20 protein-coding genes are annotated in these 22979 nt (G+C 36.4%); 4 read left to right on the top strand and 16 right to left on the bottom strand.

What is annotated here, in order from left to right:
* Positions 1–9: 9 nt before the first annotated feature.
* The 4 genes from citD to ACAN52_RS07745 form a co-directional block, all read right to left on the bottom strand.
* Positions 10–282, bottom strand: coding sequence for a citrate lyase acyl carrier protein (gene citD / locus ACAN52_RS07760; protein ID WP_378954028.1), 273 nt, complete (start codon positions 280–282; stop codon positions 10–12).
* A 264-nt stretch (positions 283–546) separates the two neighbouring features.
* Positions 547–1323 (bottom strand): 4,5-DOPA dioxygenase extradiol, encoded by a 777-nt coding sequence (gene ygiD / locus ACAN52_RS07755; protein ID WP_378954027.1) that lies wholly within the window; start codon positions 1321–1323, stop codon positions 547–549.
* Positions 1324–1362: 39 nt separating this feature from the next.
* Positions 1363–2037, bottom strand: coding sequence for a response regulator (locus ACAN52_RS07750; RefSeq protein WP_378954026.1), 675 nt, complete (start codon positions 2035–2037; stop codon positions 1363–1365).
* On the bottom strand, positions 2030–3637 hold the full coding sequence (locus ACAN52_RS07745) for an ATP-binding protein (protein ID WP_378954025.1): 1608 nt from the start codon (positions 3635–3637) through the stop codon (positions 2030–2032). Before ACAN52_RS07745 ends, ACAN52_RS07750 begins: the two co-directional genes overlap by 8 nt.
* 200 nt (positions 3638–3837) lie before the next feature.
* Between ACAN52_RS07745 and ACAN52_RS07740 the strand changes: the two genes are divergently transcribed.
* Positions 3838–4245 carry a C-GCAxxG-C-C family (seleno)protein gene (locus ACAN52_RS07740; protein WP_378954024.1) on the top strand — a complete coding sequence of 136 codons (408 nt, stop codon included), beginning with the start codon at positions 3838–3840 and terminating at the stop codon, positions 4243–4245.
* A 45-nt stretch (positions 4246–4290) separates the two neighbouring features.
* On the opposite strand, the gene ACAN52_RS07735 is transcribed toward ACAN52_RS07740, so the two are convergent.
* Together ACAN52_RS07735 and ACAN52_RS07730 are read right to left on the bottom strand one after the other, a co-directional pair.
* Positions 4291–6711 (bottom strand): HD domain-containing phosphohydrolase, encoded by a 2421-nt coding sequence (locus tag ACAN52_RS07735; protein ID WP_378954022.1) that lies wholly within the window; start codon positions 6709–6711, stop codon positions 4291–4293.
* Between the two features lie 160 nt (positions 6712–6871).
* Complete coding sequence (locus ACAN52_RS07730) at positions 6872–7612, bottom strand: hypothetical protein (RefSeq protein WP_378954021.1); 741 nt, start codon at positions 7610–7612, stop codon at positions 6872–6874.
* A 157-nt stretch (positions 7613–7769) separates the two neighbouring features.
* Between ACAN52_RS07730 and ACAN52_RS07725 the strand changes: the two genes are divergently transcribed.
* On the top strand, positions 7770–8456 hold the full coding sequence (locus tag ACAN52_RS07725) for an HAD family hydrolase (protein ID WP_378954020.1): 687 nt from the start codon (positions 7770–7772) through the stop codon (positions 8454–8456).
* A 74-nt stretch (positions 8457–8530) separates the two neighbouring features.
* Here the strand turns inward: ACAN52_RS07725 and ACAN52_RS07720 are convergent, their stop codons facing one another.
* From ACAN52_RS07720 to ilvB, 5 genes are all read right to left on the bottom strand, one after another.
* Positions 8531–9106 carry a nitroreductase family protein gene (locus tag ACAN52_RS07720; RefSeq protein WP_378954018.1) on the bottom strand — a complete coding sequence of 192 codons (576 nt, stop codon included), beginning with the start codon at positions 9104–9106 and terminating at the stop codon, positions 8531–8533.
* A 78-nt stretch (positions 9107–9184) separates the two neighbouring features.
* Positions 9185–9682, bottom strand: a complete 498-nt coding sequence (msrA, locus tag ACAN52_RS07715; protein WP_378954017.1) for a peptide-methionine (S)-S-oxide reductase MsrA — start codon at positions 9680–9682, stop codon at positions 9185–9187.
* Between the two features lie 173 nt (positions 9683–9855).
* Positions 9856–10224, bottom strand: coding sequence for a VOC family protein (locus ACAN52_RS07710; protein WP_378954016.1), 369 nt, complete (start codon positions 10222–10224; stop codon positions 9856–9858).
* A gap of 124 nt (positions 10225–10348) precedes the next feature.
* Complete coding sequence (ilvN, locus tag ACAN52_RS07705; RefSeq protein WP_378954014.1) at positions 10349–10846, bottom strand: acetolactate synthase small subunit; 498 nt, start codon at positions 10844–10846, stop codon at positions 10349–10351.
* A 4-nt stretch (positions 10847–10850) separates the two neighbouring features.
* Complete coding sequence (ilvB, locus tag ACAN52_RS07700) at positions 10851–12542, bottom strand: biosynthetic-type acetolactate synthase large subunit (protein WP_378954013.1); 1692 nt, start codon at positions 12540–12542, stop codon at positions 10851–10853.
* 247 nt (positions 12543–12789) lie between these two features.
* Here ilvB and ACAN52_RS07695 point away from each other — a divergent pair, with 247 nt between their 5' ends.
* Positions 12790–13245, top strand: coding sequence for a DUF441 domain-containing protein (locus ACAN52_RS07695; RefSeq protein WP_378954012.1), 456 nt, complete (start codon positions 12790–12792; stop codon positions 13243–13245).
* Positions 13246–13381: 136 nt separating this feature from the next.
* Here the strand turns inward: ACAN52_RS07695 and ACAN52_RS07690 are convergent, their stop codons facing one another.
* The 3 genes from ACAN52_RS07690 to ACAN52_RS07680 all read right to left on the bottom strand — a co-directional run bounded on the left by ACAN52_RS07690 (position 13382) and on the right by ACAN52_RS07680 (position 18801).
* Positions 13382–15097, bottom strand: coding sequence for a methyl-accepting chemotaxis protein (locus ACAN52_RS07690; protein ID WP_378954011.1), 1716 nt, complete (start codon positions 15095–15097; stop codon positions 13382–13384).
* Positions 15098–15428: 331 nt separating this feature from the next.
* Complete coding sequence (locus ACAN52_RS07685) at positions 15429–17471, bottom strand: methyl-accepting chemotaxis protein (protein ID WP_378954009.1); 2043 nt, start codon at positions 17469–17471, stop codon at positions 15429–15431.
* Positions 17472–17889: 418 nt separating this feature from the next.
* A complete protein-coding gene (locus ACAN52_RS07680) occupies positions 17890–18801 on the bottom strand; it encodes a fumarylacetoacetate hydrolase family protein (RefSeq protein WP_378954008.1) in 912 nt (303 codons plus the stop codon).
* 429 nt (positions 18802–19230) lie between these two features.
* Here ACAN52_RS07680 and ACAN52_RS07675 point away from each other — a divergent pair, with 429 nt between their 5' ends.
* The gene (locus tag ACAN52_RS07675; RefSeq protein WP_378954007.1) at positions 19231–20109 is read left to right on the top strand and encodes a LysR family transcriptional regulator; all 879 of its coding nucleotides are present in this window, start codon (positions 19231–19233) and stop codon (positions 20107–20109) included.
* Positions 20110–20224: 115 nt separating this feature from the next.
* Here the strand turns inward: ACAN52_RS07675 and gap are convergent, their stop codons facing one another.
* Together gap and pckA are read right to left on the bottom strand one after the other, a co-directional pair.
* Positions 20225–21271, bottom strand: coding sequence for a type I glyceraldehyde-3-phosphate dehydrogenase (gap, locus tag ACAN52_RS07670; protein ID WP_378954006.1), 1047 nt, complete (start codon positions 21269–21271; stop codon positions 20225–20227).
* 53 nt (positions 21272–21324) lie between these two features.
* Complete coding sequence (gene pckA, locus ACAN52_RS07665; protein WP_378954005.1) at positions 21325–22902, bottom strand: phosphoenolpyruvate carboxykinase (ATP); 1578 nt, start codon at positions 22900–22902, stop codon at positions 21325–21327.
* Positions 22903–22979 lie beyond the last annotated feature (77 nt).

The raw sequence follows: 22979 nt of genomic DNA, 5'->3' as shown, positions 1-22979 counted from the left end.
CTCCCTTCTTTAGGCCATAGCCCTATCAATTGCTGTATCGACTCGTGCATAAATGGTGCAGTCAAGTGCACCCCGATCATTAATATCCACAATGACATCTTGAAGTTCACGTCGTGTTAAAACTTCAAGTACGGCTGCTTCAATTTTTTTACCATATTGTTTTTTTACTGGACTTTGCAAATTAAGAGTAATACCTGAGTTCACTGGTGCAGGAGAAATCATGATCATTACATCATTTGATTCAACTGTTCCTGCCATCCCTACTTTTGTAATACAAGCCATTAAAATCACCATCCTTATATCAATTATTTTTTCACCATAAATTTAGGGAAACAAATTTTCTCCAGATATCATAAAATTTATTTTAGGATACGGGATACCAAAAACTTTTATAAATTATGTTTTCGCTATGAAATCTAAAACTCCTGCTCAAAATATTATTTTTAAAAAATAATGTCAGAGTTTTTGTATTATTATAATAAGAAACAATGCAAGCAGAAAAATAATCCTAACTTGCATGCTTTATGACGACTTTATACAAATTATCTATTCACTAATCAAGAAACCACGCATGGAAATCGAAGCATTTTGAAAACCTTCATAAGAAAAGATGATCTTTTCATTCTCTTCTTGTAGCCCTAAGCTATATAACATGGGCAAATAATGTTCATTTGTTGGTATGGATAGCACTCCATCCTGGCCTAGGTTTTTATATGCAATTAATTTCTCATGATTTTGTTCAATAATATATTTTTTTACAATATCATCAAATTTAACTGCCCACTCATAAGGTTTAGCATCTAAATTCCAGTCAACCATTCTTAAATTATGAACAATATTACCACTGCCAATAATAAGAACTCCCTGCTCACGTAGTGGGGCCAACTTCCGACCTAATTCATAATGTTCTTGTGGTGTTTTTTTATAATCAAGGCTCAATTCCATAACAGGTATATCTCCATTAGGATACATATGTTTTAGTACTGCCCAACCAGCATGATCAATCCCACGTTGATCATCATATTCAATAGCAGCATTTTTAAATACATCTGAATATTTTTCAATCTGATCCAATACTCCAGGGCATGGATAAGTAACATCATATAATTCTTGAGGAAATCCATAAAAATCATAGATGATCTCTGGCACTCTTCCAGTCGTAATATAAGTTCCTTTAGTTTGCCAATGGGCCGAAACCACTAAAATAGCCTTTGGTAGAGGAAGTGTCTTTCCGAGTTTTACTAAACTGTTAGTAAATGCATTTTCTAAGACAATATTCATAGGCGAACCATGTCCTAGAAATAAAACAGGCATTTTTTTCATAGTGAATCCTCCTTCTCATTTGATTTTATCAGCTAAGAATCACTTCAGTTTAAAGCGATGGGTCGGCCTGCCAACTGGCAAATATTCCAATACCATCTCTAGTTTATCTTCGGCAACTAGATATTCGAGATAACGGCGGACCGTGACCCTCGAAATCCCCATCTCAACAGCTATATCATCTGCAGATTGGCTTGTATCCGTACTCCTTAATAAATCCATAATTGAATTTAACGTTTGGATATGTAAATTTTTAGGTATTTTTTTATCATCTCTTGCCATTTTAGTTAATAAAAGAGCATCGAGCTCTACTTGAGTGAAGTTATCATTTTGTAATAACTTATTTTTAAAATCACGATAGTTCTCTAAAGTACTACGATAACGTTCAAATTTAAATGGCTTAATAATATAATCAATGATACCATAACGCATAATCCGCCCAATCACTTCACTATCATTTGCGGCCGTAACCAAAATGATATCCACAGGTATTTCTTGTTTACGCAACAATGCTAATACCTCAACACCATTAATTTCCGGCATATAAATATCAAGTATAATCAAGTCAGGACGTAGTTCGTTCAACATTTTTAATGCATGATTACCATTTGTTGCGATACCAAGAACTGAGAATCCTGCTATCGCCTCAGTAAATCGTTTATTAATATCAGCAACCATGGGATCATCTTCAACAATTAGTACTTTGATTTTACTCATATCGATCACCTCTATTATTCTGAGAAATTAACACTTCGAAAACAACACCGCCTTCTGGCAGGTTATAATGAGAAATTTCTCCATTATTAATATAAACTTTTTCTGCGACTAAGGCTAATCCATATCCTCTGTTCGCCCCTTTACTGGAAAATCCTCTTTGATAGATCCGTTCACCAATTTCATCGTCAATCCAGGCTCCTGAATTTTTTACAATGATTTTTATTTGACTCGTATCTTCAGTAATACTGACAGTAACCAATTTCACAGGACTTTTAGCCACGGCTTCAAGAGCATTTTCAATTAAATTTCCTAAGATAATCACCATATCTCCACTCGTGAGTTGACCGGGCAAAGATGTCAATACGGTTTCAGTTGCAATAACAAAGTCAATTCCAAGTTCCTTAGCACGACTCATTTTACCTACTAATAGACCAAATGTCACCGAATCTTTTACTGTGCAGCGCAATTTTTCAAATTCATCTTGCTTATTTGCATAACCTTCAACAATTAAGTCTACAGCTTCGTCATAAGAACCCAACTGAATTAAACCAGCAATGACATGAAGCTTATTTTTGAATTCATGGGCTTGCGCCCGCATAATATCGACAAATCGATGAACCCCAGTCATTTCTTCTGCCAACCGCGAAATTTCCGTACGGTCACGAAAGGTAATGACAGCCCCTACCACATCGCCTTCAACAATAATAGGGGTAATATTGGCGAGAACAATAATATTATTAATCCTTTGCTCTGTATCATAAATACCAACGCCATTACGGATAACCTCAGCCAAATCCAGTTGTTTTAAAAATTTATCAATCGATTGTCCATAAGCGTCTGCTGATTTTTGCCCCATAATTGCCTTGGCTTCATTATTAATCAAACGAATTTGCTGATCTAAATCAACTGCAATAACCCCTTCACGAATTGAATCTAAGGTAACCTCTTTCTCCCTAAGTATAGTTGCAATTTCATAAGGTTCCAATCCGTAAATAGCCTTTTTAACATTTCTTGCTACAAGCACTGAGCCAATTATACTAAGTATTAATGCAATCGCTAACGCATATAAAACATTTTTAGCACGTGCTATTAATTTTATATAAACATCATTTAAATAGAATCCCACAGATACAAAACCGATTTGCCGACTTCCATTTAATTCAAATATAGGCACATTGGCTCTTATTGATGGATCTAGGCTACCTTTGGCAACATAAAGATATTCCTGGCCTTTTAGAACTGGAGCACGATACAAATCACTAAGAGGTTTACCTATATTTTCAACAATCGGATGTGATAGACGAATTTGATCCATATTCGAAACGACAATAAAAGCAGCCCCTGTTGAAATGCGCCACGCTTCCGCAATTGGTTGTATTTGGGCGGAAGGATTATCTGAAAGAATCGCCCTTTGTATCATTGGTACCTCAGCAATAATTCGACCAATATTCAACGCTCGTTGACTAATATCATCTTCAAGCCGTTGGTGTATGTCATAAATCACCATTGCACCAGCGAGTGTTAATACCAAACATACCATCCCTATTGTTAATGCCATTACTTTATATTGTAATGGAACTCTTCTTACTTTTTTAAACAAAAAACCACCTCATATCAGCAGATTCAATATTATTTCCACGATTCCTGCTTTCATGCACTGATTGTTTGAATGTAGGATTTTTTATTTGTTACAGGTAGGTAAAACTTTAAGACGAGTCGAATGTACTGAATATGAAGAATAAAACCTACTACAAAGCAATCACTTTTTGTAGTAGGCTATACCATGGAGATGATAAATAAATGCTAAGTACCTTAATAATGGAAGGTTATGGAGAAAAAGAAGATCTTAACTGTGCGGAAAAAATATTATATGGGGCCAACCAAGCTTATCATCTAAATTTGGATCAAGAAGTTTTAAAAATTTCTGCAGGTTTTGGTGGTGGAATGGCTATTGAAAGTATTTGCGGAACCTTAACAGCATCGATTATGGTCCTCGGATTGTTATTCGTCAAAAAGAATGCTCATGAAAGTTCAAAAATTAAGGATCTCACGCAGGAATTATTAAATACTTACAAGCAAGAAATGGGCTCTCTTGATTGCGGTCCACTTAAAGCTAACTATCGCACAGAAGAGCTAAAATGTAAAAATGTAATTTTAAAAGCAGCTCAAATCTTAGATACCATTATTAAACGTGAGCTTCACAGCTAATAAGAAAACTGGTACTGACGTAGTAAAACGCCAATACCAGTTTTCTCACTTTATAAACTTCTCAATTAATTCCGGATCAAACTGTACACCAGCATAAGACTTCAACTCTTCAATTGCAGTTTCATGACTCATAGCCCTGCGATAAGGCCGGTCACTCGTCATGGCATCATATGCATCAGCAATTGCCAAAATTCTACACTCAAGAGGAATTTCTGTTCCCGTTAGACCCAAAGGGTATCCTGTACCATCCCACCATTCATGATGTTTTAAAATGAAGTCTGCAATCGGAAGAAGGTCAGGAGATGATCGAGCTATTCGATGACCAATCTCGGAATGGCCACGCATCTCCTGCATTTCTTCCATTGTTAATACCCCTGGTTTTAACAAAATATTATTAAGAATTCCGACTTTGCCAACATCATGAAATTGAGCGAAAAGACGTAAATTAGCCATTTTTTCTTCGGATAATTCATATTTTTGGGCTAAATCTACTACAATTTTCTCCACTCTGTCACCATGGCCTTCTGTAATAAAATCTCGATCTTCTAAAAGTTTCATCATCGTCTGAACGATAGCGCTACGCGCATTTTGTCCATGACTAAGTTTTTCTCGATACATATTATTATCAGCCTGCTTAAAAAGTTCACGCATTGGTGTAGATGGGTCATCACTGACAGCAAATCCAATGGATAAACTAAGTGGAGGATTATTCTCTAAATTTCCAACTAAAATACGTTTTTGAACGCGCTCACAAACAGCTTTCACTGTCGGTATATCAGCATCATGTAACAGTATGGCATACTCATCACCACCAATCCTAGCGATGACATCTCGTTCACGGAAACAACCAGTCAACAATTTGGCGACATTAATCAGTTGTATGTCACCACAATCATGGCCAAATATATCATTCACTAATTTTAGGCCATCAACATCTAAAATAATTAAGCCGACTGACCCTTCACGTCGTTTATCCATCCGACGCATTTCTTCTTCAAAATACCTACGATTATATAACCCTGAAAGAGAGTCACGAAAACTTAAATATTGTAGACGTATCTCATCCTGCTTACGCCGAATCACCATAGCGACTTGATTCGAAACAAAACTAAGAATATCTTTATCCTTTTGAGAATAAGGAATACTTTCTTTATAAGTTTTCACACCTAAAACGCCAAAAACTTCATTTTTAGCGGTTTTAAGAGGTACTCCCAGCCAATTTACGCAGATCGCACCACTCTTGTCAACTTTTCCTTCACGAATCATACGTGCGTGATCAGCCTGAGAAACACACAACGGTTGTCCTGTTTTAATTACATAATTTGTAAGCCCTCTTCCATTTTCTCGCGTCCCAGGATTCACATCTTTTTCATCCACATGATAAGGAAAATGAACTGTATCGGAATTTTCGTCATAAATAGCAATAAAGAAATTTTCTGCCCTAATAAGTTCACCAATAATTCGTTGCAAGGATATATACATTTTTTCTAAATCAGTAGATGAATGTATTGTTTCAGAAATTAAGTACAATGCATTTTGCAATTTTTCTGCAGCTTTTCGTTCTGTAATATCACTAACGACCCCAATAAAAGCACTTTTTCCTTTATACACAATTTTCGTCAGATTTAGCTCAATCACTTTAAGTTGATTTTGTGTATTGATAATTCTAGCTTCGATGGCAGGAAGAATTTTTTCATTATTCGTTTGCTGTCCAATATAATTTTCAATCCGTATTTTATCTTCAAAATGTATATAGTTTAAGAGGTTAATTGTATCAATATTTTGGGATTTAACACCCAGTAATGCACATAATTTATCATTTGCATAGACAATCTTATCTTCACTATATATATATATTCCATCATGACTCTGCTCTACAATAACCCGATACTGTTCTTCACGTTCTCGCAAGGCTTCTTCTGCCCGTTTTCGCTCAACAACCATTGCGACCTGGGTTGAAACAAAAGTAAGAATCTCCTTGTCCATTTGCTCATAACGAATACCTTCAGCATAAGTTTGTACTGCTAAAACACCAATCACCTTACCTTGAGCGGTTTTAAGAGGTACACCCATCCAGTCAATAGCAGGAACTCCAGTCTTTTCAACTTTATCTTGCTCCAATAGTTCTGCATAAACGCTTGGTGAAACAAGAAGAGGTTGACCTGTTTTAATTACATATTCTGTTAATCCCCTCTTCCCCTGACGTTGAATAGGGTTTTTCACAATTTCATCAATATAATAGGGGAAATGAACAGTATCAGTCACTTCATTATAGAGTGCAAAAAATAAATTTTCTGCTGGAATAAGTTCGCCAATAATTTTGTGAATCGCTGGATAAAGTTCATCCAAATTAAGGGCTAAATTTGCAGTTTCAGAAATCAGATAGAGGGCTTTTTGCAATTTATCAGTCTTTTGATATTGACTCACGTCTCCCATCACTGACTCTGAACAATGATGTTCATTCATGACACTCCCCCCCTAAACTAGCAGTACTTTAAATTCAAGTAAATATATTATCATATCTCATATCTTAGTATTATAAATTCGTTACATACTAAGCAAATCCTTCTATTTATAAATATTTTCCATTATATAACTTTTGCTACTATTTTTTATATAAAATCTTCTATTTCACAATTGTTTCAGGATGATCGTTAAAGGGATTCTTCCTCATTGCCAAAGAAAATAAATAAGGATAGTCCTTTTGTAAATGTTGCATATAAGCTAACCATTCATAAATCACTAACCCATATACTCGTTCAATATCGCCTGCAATATGACCATAATCAGAAATTGACAAGTCTTCTACACTCTCACGATGGGCTAATTCTTCTGCCAAATGAAAGACTGCCCATAATAATTCAGTAAAAGAATCATGTTCTAACAGATTAGGGTTTTCCAATAATCCTAACAAGAATTGACGTTTACTGAGTAAATAGTCTCGTATCTTTGTTAAATCTCCCTTTTGCCCATCAATTTTATAATCATGTTTTTGAAGAACTTGGTATGCATGTCGAAATTTTTGTGTACTCCACTCAGCATCTATCATCATACTTTTTTTTAGTTGATCACTATGATGATCAAAATCACAACAAGTTTTCAATAAATCAATTCCAATTTCACTAAAAAACACACCAATGACCATATTCATTTTTTTGAGCATCACACGTTTTTCCCGCATACTTAATAATTGATTCACTAATAAGGTTACTAATAAAATCTGCACCGGCATAAAAGCTAAATCTTGTAGTAAATAAAACAAGGTATCACGTACATTATCAAAAATAATAATTTGCAGATAATAAAGAACGCCTGATAAGATCATTAGTGAACAGCCAACTAATAACTGCCAATTCCAATCACTCATAATTTCACTCCCATTATATTTATATATAGCATTAAAGATTCTTAATGACAATCGTCAACGATGAAAATATATTTCCTAATGATGAATGACTCTCAACAGGAATTCTATTGAAAAAGGTTAATTATATATAAAAATGACATAAAAGGAGTTCTACATCATGCGCATTCTATTTTGGGACATTGATGGCACATTATTAAAAACGGCCAAAGCTGGTCTCTATGCTTTCGAAGAAGTCATCCAAGAAACTTTTCATACTCCCTTTGATTTCAGCACGATCAAGGCAGCTGGTATGACTGACTATTATATTGCTCATCAAGTCATTGAACATGCCACTGGACGAGAACCAGTACTTTCTGAAATCTGCCATCTTATTGCTCGTTATGAGGAAGTTTTGCCCCGCCATCTAGCACTCCGCCAAGGTCATTTAACACCTTCTGTAAAAGATATCTTAGCCCATCTACACACTCAAGAAGATTATGTTTCTCTTCTCTTAACAGGTAATACAGCAATTGGCGCCAACACAAAATTAACTCATTATGGTTTGGCTGATTTTTTTGACTTTACTAAAAGTGCTTTTTGTAGTAATTGCTTTAATCGCACTGAAATATCAACCCAAGCCCTATCCATCGTAAGAGAACATTTTCCTTCTGTGTCCCTAGATGAAATATATGTCATTGGTGACACGCCTAATGATATCCACTGTGGAAAAGCCATTGGTGCACGTACTATTGCAGTGGCTACAGGTACCTATTCTGTGGAAGAACTAGAACTTCACACCCCTTGGTGGCTAGTTCCTTCTTTACCTTCGCCCATAGAATTTATAGAACACATCAATCAGAAATAAAGAAAAGCGCCAGTATATTCTGGTGCTTTTCTTTTGCCCAAATGTATAACCGTTTAAAATAGGATCAGACTTCTTTATTTAAGTTGCAAAACAATATCTTTCAATTTAAGTTTGGGCACATGATGTACTTGATTTTCATCACGCCAATATTTAACATCCTCACCTACATTAATATCTTCAACTACGACTACTTCTTTAGGTTTTCCAAGAGCAATGACTAATAATATTTCATATTGTTCAGGAATCGCAAGAGCTTCTGCTAACTCTGAACGCTTAACACTTGCAATCATACAACCGCCTAGACCTATTTCTACAGCACCTAATACAATACTTTGTGCAGCAATTCCATGATCAACGCCGCCGACCATTTTATTATTTTTATCTTGCAAAATAATTACATACCCAGTCGGTCTTTCACCTTCTACTGGTCCAGGCCAATCAGTAAGATAACCCGCCCAAGCTAAGGTCGAAAAAATAGTCGCATTGAGTTCTTTTTCACAAGAAATTACATATCGTAATGGCTGTTTATTGCCTCCAGAAGCTGAAAGTCTTGCATAATCAACCAAAGACAATAAAGTTTCTTGAGTAATGATTTCATCCTCATAAAATCTACGATAACTCCGATTCTTAGCAATCATGTTTTTGAACATCTGTACTCCTCCTAGTGATTATTATCTATGTATCCGTTAACTAATTCTTCTTTATTATACACTATTTTTTAGACTTTCCTACTTCTTTTCCTCAGGTTTTGCTAGCCTTAAGTTCACATGGCAATATCCGCCTATTGTTTTGTCTAAATACTTTTGGTGATACTCTTCTGCAAGATAAAAATTCATGACAGGTTCAATTTCGACTACAATATCTTCAGTATAATTTTTCTGCATTTCTTTCACAAAATGAAAAATAGTATCACTCTCACCTTCATCGGTATAATATATACCTGTTCGATATTGAGTTCCGTGATCTGGTCCTTGCCTATTTAAAGTTGTGGGATCGATAATACGAAAAAAATGCTCTAATACTTTACCTAAGGATATCATCTCATCATCATAGGTTACTTCACAAACTTCAGTATATCCTGTAGTTCCTGAGCACACTTGCTGATAGGTAGGATTCTCTATATTGCCCTGACCATAGCCCACTTTTGTCTCAATTACCCCTTTAAGTTGTTGAAAATAAGCTTCTACTCCCCAAAAACATCCTCCTGCAAGCCATATTTTTCTCATTCATCATCCCTCTTTTTATTTTTTTATACTATTATCGACTCACTTTCTCTAAAGAATTCACAAATCCTGCAATATAAGGCTCGTTTTTTGATTTGTTTTTACAATCGCTATAAACTAATAATAAAAGGAGCCAAGATGAAACTAACATTTCAACTTGGCCCCTTTATACTTACTTAGCCTCTATCGCCAGGTAATATCTCAATCCAATATCCATCAGGATCAGCAATAAAGTAAATACCCATTGCTTTATTTTCGTAACAAATACAGCCCATTTTTTTGTGCAGTTCATATGCACCATCAAAATCATCTACATTTAAAGCCAAATGGAACTCATTATCACCTAAGTTGTAAGGAGTCGTCTTATCTTTCAACCAAGTAAGCTCCAATTTATGAGTCGTAATGCTATCACCAAGAAATACTAAAGTAAAATCTGGCTTTTCCATGCGACGCACTTCTACAAGTCCTAATGCTTCTTTGTAAAAAGCCACACTTGATTCTAGATTGGATACATTGAAATTATTATGCACAAACTTAAAATTCATATTCTCATCCTCCATTTTTTAAATAAATTTCCTTATTTATACTAGATCAATTCGACAATGCTCTTACTTCCCCTTCTTAAAATTGACTTCTGATTTTTTTAATCATTTCAATATTCCAAGAGAATTACATATTTTTCGCAGCAATAGGTCCCCTTGACAGAGCGATTTTACCAGTACGAGCAATCTCGATGATTCCATAATCCATTAACACTTCACATAAGGCATCAATCTTACTTTCCTCGCCAGTAAGTTCGATGACCATAGTCTCTCGATTTACATCAACAATTTTAGCCCGAAAAATCTCAACAATGTCAACAATGTCCGAACGAGTATCAGGGCTAGCCTTTACCTTGATGAGTGCTAAATCTCTATGAATAGAATCAATATGAGTTAAATTTATAATTTTAATGACATCAATCAATTTTGATAACTGATTGACGACTTGTTCTAGCTGTATTTCATCATCAACCTCAACATCAATGGTAATCCTCGTGGTATCAGCTTCCTCAGTATAACTTGCGGCAATACTTTCAATATTATAGGCCCGGCGGCTAATCAGCCCTGATATATGAGTTAAGACCCCAGGTCTATTTTCAACTAAAACAGCTAACGTATACTTCATGAACTTAACCTCCCAAAACCATTTGATCTAAACGACAATTTGCTGGAACCATAGGTAATACATCCTCGCTACAAGGCAAACAAATATCAACAAGTACTGGACCTTCGATACGTAATGCTTGTTCTATGATCTCTGACAATTCTTTCGAATGAGTTACCCGCAAACCAGTCACCCCCATTGCCTCTGCAAGCTTTACAAAGTCCGTGTGTCCCTTGAGACAGGTGTGAGAGTATCGTTCTTCATAGAACATCCGTTGCCATTGGTTGACCATTCCTAGCACCTGATTATTCATAACAATAATTTTAACTGGTATATTATTATTAGCAGCTGTCGCCATTTCTTGACAATTCATCATAATACTGCCATCTCCAGTAAATAAGATGACTTTTTTTTCTGGCAAACCAAGCTGTGCACCAATAGCAGCTGGTAAACCATATCCCATTGTACCAAGACCACCTGAAGTTAAAAAGGACCGTTGATTAATGAAATTATAGTATTGGGCAGCCCACATCTGATGTTGCCCTACGTCAGTTACAATAATGGCATCGCCCTTGGTCAGTTGACTTACAGTTTCGATCACTGATTGGGGCATGATAACGTCAGGATTACATTGATATGCCAAAGGATTTTCTTGTTTCCATCCCCGCACGGTTTCAGACCATACATTGATCTGCTCATGCCATTCTTTGAAATCATGTCGTTGAGCTTTCTCATATAAAAGTGGTAAAGACCATTGCAAATCTCCAATAACTCGTACATCAGCTATAATATTCTTATTAATCTCAGCAGGATCGATATCAAAATGTACCACCTCAGCGAGAGGTGCAAAATCTTTCACTGATCCTGTAACTCGGTCATCAAAGCGAACTCCAATTCCAAGTAATAGATCACACTCTGTTGTTGCCATATTGGCAGCATACGTGCCATGCATACCAACCATTCCTAAATGTCTAGCATGATCACCCGGCATACAGCCGAGCCCCATCAGACTTGAAATTACTGGAAACCCAGTCCATTCTACAATTTTTCTTAGCATATCTGACGTATCAGAAATATTAACGCCGCCACCTACAAAAAGTAACGGATTTTTGGCTTTGCGCATTTTTTCGACAACTTGCTCAATGACCAAATCATCACCAGCAAAAATGGGTGAATAACCGCGCAGTTTTACATCTTCAGGATATTCATATGCAAGAGTCGCATTAAATACATCTTTAGAAATATCAATCACAACGGGGCCAGGTCTTCCACTACGCGCAATAAAAAAAGCTTCCTTTAGTACTCGCGGTAGATCTGCAATTTTTTTCACCAGATAATTATGTTTTGTAATGGGTGTTGTAATTCCCCGTACATCAGCTTCTTGAAAGGAATCTTTGCCAATCAAGGAAACTCCTACTTGGCCAGTAATGGCAACAAGAGGAACAGAATCCATATAAGCTGTAGCAATACCCGTAATTAGATTAGTCGCTCCTGGGCCAGATGTAGCAATACACACCCCTACTTTACCTGTTGCGCGGGCATATCCATCAGCAGCGTGAATAGCCCCTTGCTCATGACGTGCTAGAATGTGAGGAAAATCAGTTCTATATAAAGCATCATAAAGAGGTAAAACGGCCCCTCCAGGATATCCAAAAACAACTTCAACCCCTTCATTCTTTAAACTTTCAATGACTATGTCAGCTCCTAAAATTTCCACACTAACGTCCTCCTATTCTACCTGTTCCCTTTACAGTATTATAATACATATTATAACTTTTGCATATATGTGTAATTTTACACATATCATATTAAAGTTCTTACAATCGTTACTTCTTGTTTATTACTATTTTTAAAATAATTTAAAAAGTTGATTTTTCTTATGTTTTTAGTTTATGATGATAAAAAAGTAATTTTTCTTGTGAATGATCATATTAATGATTAAATAATACATAGGGTGTGAATGAATGAATTTGGATAACTTACCTCTCCTTATTATTTTAGTATTATCGGTTATCGGCAATAACTACTCTGTGTCCATCGCTGCTTTACTGTTATTATTGATAAAACTCCTCGGCCTTGAAGCTTGGTTTCCTTATATCGAAAGCCATGGTATCAATTTTGGTATTATCATTTTAACTTTAGCAGTGCTGACCCCCATCGCACAAGGACGTATATCAATCAACAGTATGTTTGACTCGTTCAAAAATCCAATTGGTCTTGTAGCGATTATGATCGGCATTTTTGTCGCCTGGGTAGCCGGACAAGGTCTACCATTTATGAGGGAAACACCTGAAACCGTCACAGCACTGGTTTTTGGTACAATCATTGGGGTTTGCTTCTTTCACGGACTGGCTGTCGGACCACTTATTGCTGGCGGAATGGTCTCTTTAGTGATAAGTCTATTAGGTTTATTCAAATAAAAATAAGCTTACAAAAAATTAGTATAACAACAGAAAAGGCTATGGTAAAACTCATAAGGGAGTTCCCATAGCCTCTTTCTCATATTCTTATCTCATAAGCAGAGTCCACCATTACAGTACACGATCTACATTCCTATTAAGTCTGGAACTTACTGACAGCCTCACGAAGATCCATAGATAAATGAGCCAACGCTTGACTAGCAGAAGCAACTTCCTCCATGGATGCTGATTGCTCTTCCGTTGCAGCCGACACGGTCTGTGCTTCACCAGATACCTTCTTGCTTACTTCATCAATTTCCTTTACTGCTCCAACAATCTGTTGACTACCACCAGACATGACCTCCATAGCCATCGATATTTCTTTGGTCTGACCTGATACTTGATTTACAATATTTGCAATTTCTTGAAATGCTTTTCCGGAGGCATTCACAACCTCGGCTCCTAACTTAACTTCACGCGTACCAGCGTTCATAGCAACAACAGCTTTATCAGTATCTCCTTGAATTTCACCAATCAGTACAGCAATTTGCTTAGCTGCATCTTGTGATTGTTCCGCCAGCTTCCGAACTTCTTCTGCAACTACGGCAAATCCACGTCCTTGTTCTCCTGCCCTAGCAGCTTCAATGGCAGCATTGAGAGCCAATAAATTTGTCTGTCCTGCAATTCCAGAAATTGTATCTATAATCTGTCCAATTTCCTTAGACCGCTCTCCTAATTTGCTTACCACTTGAGCAGAAGTGGTTACGGTTTGTTCGATAGAAATCATCTGATTGACCGCTTTATCTACCGACTTATTTCCTTCTGTTGCTTTGTCAGCTGCTTGTGCTGTTTGCCCAGCTACTTCGCTGGCATTAATGGCAACTTGATGAATACGAGTTGACATTTCTTGCACAATCATGGAGGTATTACTCGTTATGTTTAATTGTTGATTTGCACCGCTTGCTACATCTGTAATGGATTGAGCAACTTGATTAGCCGCCTGGGCCGACTGTTCAGCACTCACTGTTAATTCTTCTGCAGATCCCGCTAATTGTTCAGCCGATTCATTAATATTTTTCACTAATTTGCCAAGAGTCATTCGCATATCAGCTAAGGCATCAGCGACTTGACCAATCTCATCTTTCCTCAGTACTTTTCGAGTTTTATTACGGAAATCACCAGCTGCGAGCTCTTTACAAGCTACCACCATTAAGATTAACGGATCTCGTATAATCTTAGTTATGTACCATCCACTCATAACTAGAATGATGAAGGCTAGCACTAGTACACTGATTGTAATTTTCATTGCCTTTTCAAAAGCTGCTTGATTATCCCCATTAGTTTTTTCAGCTAACATCGAATAGTAAGCAGCAAACTCGTTTAAATTGCGTACAAATTCTATAGAGATTGGATATAACTGCGTGGTATATATTGCATATGCTTCCACATTTTTATTTTGAAGTGCTAATTCAATGACCTGCTTTCTAACATCACGGTATTTTCCTCTTATTGCCTCTACTTTTCCAAATAAGTCTTTTCCTTTAGAATCTAAACGAGATTTTGCAAGTTCTGCATAAATAGTATTTGATTGTGTGCCAATTTCATCAATCGTCTGTTTTAATTCTTTATTTCTTTTCCCATCTACTGTAACCATTAATTCTAACGTTGCTGCATTTGCTGTTGCCATATTAGTAATAATTTGATTAGTTAATTTAACTGGAATTAATCGATCTGAATATAACAATTTCATATCCGTATTTGCTTCTTGAAGATAATAATATCCTGTATATCCGATTATCCCCAGCGATAGCAATGCGATTATAATTAATATACTTAGTTTAGAACTTATTTTTAAATTGTCAAAAAAGGTCATTTGACCCTCCCCCTTCTTTATAGTATTGCAAGTTTATTGATTTGTGTTCAAACTTTCGAGATTTGATAGAAGACAAATAAAAGAAGAAGCATTGCAAAACCAATTTTTTTTACTATTCACAGTAAAACCTCCTATACCATCTTCATTTCCATAAATTCGACAAATAACAACCTAATCCTTCCTTTTAATTCAAAATTATTAAATTTTTAAAAAAATTTATTTTAAAGTAATATTAAGAAAATAATATTCTCATGAAAAAACAGCGAGTAAAGGGTTGTATGCTACTTCCTCTCTACTCGCTGTTTTTCTTAGACGGAATCATTATTAAGTATTAAATATTGAATTTATTAATTGTTTGTTGGAGATTTTCTGCTAATTTAGCAAGTTCCTGGCTAGAGGATGCTATTTCTTCAATGGATGCAGATTGTTCCTGAGTTGCAGCGGAAACATTTTCAGCCTCAGAAACTGCAACTTTACTAAAAATTTCAATGTTAGCCACTGTAGTTACAATACGCTGGCTAACGACATCCATATCTTCGATGGCAATCAATATTTCCCTTACTTGATTCGACAATTGATAAATAGCTTGAGAAATATTCTTAAAATCATCCCCAACAGCACTAACAAGAATGATTCCTTTCTCAACATCTTTGCTCCCCTGATCCATAGCCTGTACTGCTTTACTAATACCTGCAGTGTTATTTTTAATTAAAGCAGCAATTTCCCTAGCAGCTTGCTGGGACTGTTCTGCTAATTTCCGTACTTCATCTGCAACAACAGCAAATCCTTTGCCTTGCTCCCCAGCTCTTGCAGCCTCAATGGCAGCATTAAGGGCAAGTAAATTAGTCTGTCCCGCTATACCAGAAATCAAATTGACGATCTCACTAATTTTTTGAGAACTATTTTCTAATTCATTGATAGCATGGCCAACTTCCTTTGTACCTTTTCCAATACTACTGATCTGACTAACTGCACAATCGGCCCCCTCCTGACCAGACTCTGTTAGCTTGACCGTATGATTAGCCGCAGCAGTGACTTCAGCTACATTCACTGAGATTTGTTGCAGCGTGATTGCCATCTGTTTTATTGCCTCTGCCACTTCTGCAATCTCCCTACGCTGTTCTTGGCTACTACAGGCCAATTCTGTTAAAGATCCAGCTACCTGATTGCCGGAAAAAGCTGATTGCTCTGAGCTGGCCGTTAATTCTTCGCTTGCTATTTTTACATGATGAGACTCAACTTGAACTTGCTCAACCAAATCCCTCAGATACTCTGTCATTGTATTGAAACTATTTGCCAACTCCCCTAGCTCATCTTGGCTATGAGTGATAATTTTCTCAATTCTCAGCTCTCCTCCTGCAACTTGTAATGCTCGATCACGCATAAGAATAATTGGTCGAGAAAATTTCCCACTAAAATACATTACAATCATTAATGCAAAAGCAATACAGCCAATGGACATTAGCAATAACTTCCATGTTAAATTTGTAACTTCACGAATCGCTTCATTCTCAGGTGCCGCTACAATCAATGTCCAATTTTGTCCTCCAGCAAGGTGTACAGGAGTAAAAACTGCAACTTGCTTAATCCCATCAATAAAAGAATAAGTCCCACTTATTTGTTGTTTAGATTCCACACTCGTTTTATATAAAGCCATCAAAGAGTCATCAAGTTCTTGTATTGGTAATTGTACTTCAGGATTTATTTTCTTTTCAGTAAGATTTATTTTACTAATAATTTCTGGCCTTTTCCCATCAGCAATAATCATACCTTTACCATCGATCAAAAAGCCATAACCTGATTCTTTTAGTTTAACATCCTTAACCAAAGAACTTACTTTTTCTAATAGATATGTACCAGTTATAATTCCTTTAAGTTCTCCATTATCCATAACAGGTACAGCAATGATAGCGGAAAGCTTACCTGTCGATCGCGAAACCAATATTTCTGATACATAAGATTGTCGGCTGCTTTGGACCTTCTTGAAATACTCTCGATCTGTATAGCCCTTAGATTTTTCTCCCGAAGCCCTAATAGCTGTTCCATCAAGATAAATAAATGTAATCATATCCAATTCTTCAATCCGTTTCAAACTATCTGCCATAGCCTGTTTTTGGTTATTGGAATCCTTTATATTTCTTATTTGTTGACTACTCGCCAACTCTTCAAGTCTGGTTGTTACATCTCTCACTTGCCCTTGAACCCTATGAGAATAGTCAGAACCAATGGATATCGCAGTCTCATCAACACTTTTTGATAAGAACTGACTGGAATAATAATAACTACCTAAAGCAAGAATTCCTAAAGAAAAAAATAAAATAAGACCACCGATAAACATAAGACGAACTCGAATACTTTTAAAACTAAATGACATTTATATTTCCCCCTTTTCCGCTTTATAAGAAAAAAAGTTGGTATATACCAACTCTTCAGATCCAGCAGAACCTTAGTCGCTTTTACCTAGAGTTAGAGTATGTTCTACGTTCTGATTCTATAAAAATATTTATTACTTTAAATCACTTAAAATAGAAATGTTATTTTTTACCGAATCGTATTTATTATAAAACATTATTTTTTTTAAATATAGATTTTGTTCATTATGTTTATTACTATTTGTAATTTCTAAAGACTTCAATACTAATTCATAAAGAAAACTTGACTTCGGCCAAGCCTCAGCATAGACCAAAGTCTTAGTTGCCCTTACTTACAATCAAGAAAGTGTTATGTTTTCTGATTACGTAAAGAAAAGACTCGGCATATTCAGCCAAGTCTTTTCTGATGATATAATGTTCTTATTTCACATAGTTCGTTAATTTTCCAATATGCTCAACTTCTACGCTGACTACATCGCCCGTTTGCATTGCACACGAACCTGATGGTGATCCAAGTGCTAGTACATCGCCAGGCTCTAGTGTCATGATTTGTGAAACCCAGCTAATTAGAAATGGTATACGCAAGGACATTTGAGAAGTATTACCATCTTGTACAACTTTTCCATTTAATGTTGTCACAATTTTCAAGTGAGTTGGATCAATTCCTGTTACGATCCAAGGTCCGATAGGTCCAAATGTATCAAATCCTTTACCACGAGTAAACTGAGGATCACTCTTAGTTAAATCGCGAGCTGTAACATCATTAAAGACAGTATAACCTAAGACATAATCAAGAGCTTCTTCTTCTTTAATGTTTTTCCCGCTTTTACCAATAACAAGTGCAACTTCACCTTCTAACTCAACCTTATTGGTCAAGTCAATAGGGGGCAGACAAATGGTTTCTTGATCTGCAATCAATGCTGACTGCGGCTTTAAAAAAAGAAATGGTTCTTTAAGATTTGCCGTTCCTCCCGTTTCTTTTGCATGACCAGCATATGTCCATCCGAAATTTACAACTTTTGTTGGCTCAACAGGAATCAAAATTTTGACGTCGGTTAGCAGAATCTCTACACCATCATAATTAAATATCCCCTGCGCGATTTCAGCAAACCCACTTTCAAGCTGAAATACTTTTTCCCCATCAATCGTGCCATAATGTATTTTTTCATCCTTACCTTGATACCTTACGATCTTTTGAGAAACTTCTAACGAATTGCTAACACTATCTATTTTTTTTGATGTGGAGATTAAATCTCCACAAGCCATCTCTAATAAATTTTGTTCATTTAACAAAGTTGATTCAACTGTATCTAATACTGTTTCTTTTCCCATGATAATTCTCCTCACTTATATCCATTGATATTTTTTCTAAGTCAATCTCGAATACCAGCATCTTTATCCCTATTATATGCCTATAAGAAACATAATGAAAATACCGAGTAATCATGATACAATAACTATAAGTTATAATTATTATGCCCTTTAACAATCACAACTCGACTTTTAATAATCTTAGTAAGGACATTTTTTCTTATGCCCCCCTCTGCAAGAGATCAAAATCTTTGTAACTCCTACACGAAATTAAAAAATGATTCTATTTTTGATTTCATCTAAAATAATCAACACAATAAAAATCTCAGCTATTTTGACAGTAAATGATCATTTCTAGTTACATAATTCACAACTGGAAAGGCTTGACAGAACGTTGATATAAGACTAGTATGATAACAATAAGTTATGATACAACGGAGTGAACAATACATGGATATACGAGAATTAGAATATTTTGTTACTGTTTCCGAATTAGAAAACTTTACGGCAGCGGCGAAAAGACTGCACATCTCCCAACCTGCTATTTCTAAATCCGTCCACAAATTAGAAGAAGAGCTAGGTTTTCATCTTCTAGACAGAACACAAAAAAGAGTAAGTTTAACTGAAGAAGGTAAGGTGTTTCTTACTTTAGCACAGGATATCTTATCACGTATACTTGATGCGCAAAATACCATGGCAGAATATAAGACTTTGACACGAGGCACGTTTCGAATCGCTGTTCCCCCATTACTAGGAGCTTATGTATTTCCCGATCTATTTGCCGCTTTTAAAGATAAATATCCTTCTCTTGAAATGTTAGTTATTGAAGATGGCTCCTCAGCAGCTATCGATTTAGTCCAAGAAGAAAATGTTCACGTTGGTTTGATTATTTTACCACCTGATTCAACTGACTTCCATTCACACCTGATCACTTCACAACAGATTGTTGTTTGCCTTCCTACTGACCATCCCCTCAGTAAGGAGCCTTTTTTAACTTTTGATCAATTAAAAGATGAGCCTATGATTCTTTACAATGAAGGATTCCTCCTGCGACAAATCATCCTAGATGAATATGCTAAAATTGGCGCAACACCTAAGGTTGCCCTATCCACTAATCAAATTCAGACCATTAAAGCATTCGTTGCCAAAGGAGTTGGAATCTCCTTTCTACCCGTTAATTCAATCAAAGAAGCAAGACATATGACCAAGATTCCACTTTCTCCCCGCCTCTTCCTCGATATGGGTCTCATCTGGAAACCAGATAAAGTCTTACCTCTTGCCTGCAAAGCCTTTATTGATTTTGTAAATAACTATTCTTATAATGACTAGTAAAAAATCCTCCTATTGTAGCTTTTACTACAATAGGAGGATTCTTGCATAAAATAGTACTACAAAAAGATATTTACCAGTTTTACTATATCGGTAGATAACTCCTTTATTATTACTATCCTACAGCTTTTGTCTTGATATTTTTGCTTTCTTCTTCATGCAGAATTTTACCTAGGTGCTGTGCCAGTTCAACAACACGACAAGAATATCCCCATTCATTATCATACCATGCAAGAATTTTTGCTTTTCGTTTTTCAATCACTAATGTTGATAGGGCATCTACAATAGCCGAGTGTTTATTGCCCAAAAAGTCAACGGAAACGAGAGGCTTATCACAGTATTCAAGTATCCCCAACATAGAGCTTTCAGATGCAGTACGCAAAGCGTTATTAATCGTATCAACGGTAACGTCCTGTTCTAGCTCGACAACTAAATCCACCAAAGATACATTTGGTACTGGAACGCGTAAGGAAACTCCGTTTAACTTTCCCTTTAGCTCAGGTATCACAAGACCAATGGCTTTGGCAGCTCCTGTTGATGTTGGAACTATGGATTGCATACAACCTCTTGATCGACGCGGATCTTTATGACTATTGTCTAAGCTTCGTTGATCTGTAGTAAAGGCATGAACGGTTGACATTAAACCATTAGTAATTCCAAAGTTATCATGGATTACTTTGATAATAGGAGCTAAGCAGTTTGTCGTGCAAGATGCATTAGATATAACATGATGGATTTTAGGCTGATAAATATTTTCGTTAACACCTAAAACAATTGTAGGAATAGAGTCGCTGGCCGGCGCAGATATGATAACTTTTTTTGCACCATTTCTCAAGTGAACTTCACAATCTTTACCAGAATTAAATTTTCCTGTAGATTCAATAACAATATCGACTCCAAGTTTACCCCAAGGAAGATTCGCAGGATTACGATCAGAAATTATTTTTATGGGATGTCCATCAATTATGATTTCATCGTTAGTTACTTTAATTTCTTTGTTAAGTCTACCATGTATTGAATCATATTCTAGAAGGCGAGCAGACGCAATAGTATCTGACGTGCTGTTAACAGCAACAACTTCTATATTCTCATTTTCTAACGCTGCTCGTAAACACATTCTCCCAATGCGTCCAAAGCCGTTAATTCCTACTTTTATTATCATGTTCTTCCTCCTGAAGTAAAGTATACGATTAAGCTACAAAAGTTCTTCTATTATTACCCTTTAGGACCAGCCTTAGCAATTTCCTCAGGGATATCTTCCAAAAATCTAGTAAAATTTTCATTAAATAAAGCTGCCAACTCTCTAGCCTGGCGGTCATAGGATACCCCATCGCTCCAAGTGTTGCGCGGCTTAAGTATATTTTCTGGCACTCCAGGGCATGTATCGGGTATATAAACATTAAAAATCGGATCTAGACTATAACGCACATGATCCATATGCCCTTCAATAGCTGCTGTCACCATGGCTCTAGTATAAGCTAAATTCATTCTTTTTCCTATGCCATATGGTCCGCCTGACCATCCAGTATTAATTAAGAAAACATTGGTATTCTGTTGTTCTAACTTTTCGCCTAGCATTTTTGCATAGACCAAAGGCGATAATGGTAAAAAAGGAGCACCGAAACAAGCAGAAAAAGTAGCTTCCGGTTTAGTAACGCCCCTCTCTGTTCCGGCAAGTTTACTTGTATATCCTGATAAGAAATGATACATAGCCTGCTGCTTATTTAACTTGGCAATTGGGGGTAATACTCCAAAGGCATCTGCCGTTAGAAATATCACAGTACTAGGATGTCCTCCTACACCTGGAACCACAACATGCTCAATATAATGAACAGGGTAGGCGGCGCGAGTATTTTCAGTGAAATCTACACTATCATAATTCGCTACACGGCTCTCTTCATCCACAACTACATTCTCTAACACTGTGCCAAAACGAATTGCATCCCAAATCTGCGGCTCATTTTCTTGGCTCAGTTTAATACACTTAGCATAACATCCGCCTTCAATATTAAAGATCCCCTGGTTACTCCAACCATGTTCATCGTCCCCGATCAACCGACGCTTACGATCAGCCGATAACGTCGTTTTACCAGTTCCACTTAAACCAAAAAACAATGCGGTATCTCCTGTTTCTCCCATATTAGCGGAGCAATGCATAGAAAGAATACCTTGTTTAGGCAGTAAAAAATTCATGACCGTAAAGATAGCTTTTTTCATTTCACCAGCATAATGGGTTCCCCCAATTAATATTATCCTCTTCTCAAGGTTTAAGACGATAAAAGCTTCAGAATTTGTACCGTCGATTTCTGGTACCGCTTTAAAGTTAGGCAGACAAATCACCGTAAAATCTGACTTTCCCGTTTCCTGTAATGGCTCAGGACGAATAAACAGTTGATGGACAAAAAGGTTTTGCCAAGCAAATTCATTAATAAACTGTACTTTTACCTGATGCTCTTCATCAGCTCCAGCATATCCAGTAAATATAAAGATCTCCCGATTTTGTAAGTATCCCATCATGCGATTATATAACTGGACAAACTGTTCACCGCTAAAAGCCTTATTGTTGCCCCAGGCAATATCACTATGCACAGCAGGCGAATCCACAATAAATTTATCATTAGGCGAACGTCCAGTATATTTGCCAGTAGTAACCCGCAATGCTCCTGTAGAAGTAAGCAGCCCCTCATTACGGCTGATCGCTTTTTCTACTAGTTGTGCCGGCGGCAGATTATAATACACTTTACTGGCTACCTCTGCAACACCGAGGTAGTTATTTTCTCTTATTCTCTCCATAAGTACCTCCCTATATATTTTTTTGGATACATTACACATTATACCATATCGCGGGACAAAAAACATCCCACAATCCA

The organism is Pelosinus sp. sgz500959 (assembly GCF_042610375.1).
Lineage (GTDB): Bacteria > Bacillota > Negativicutes > DSM-13327 > DSM-13327 > CTSoil-075.
This window is presented reverse-complemented; position numbering and strand designations above follow the sequence as displayed.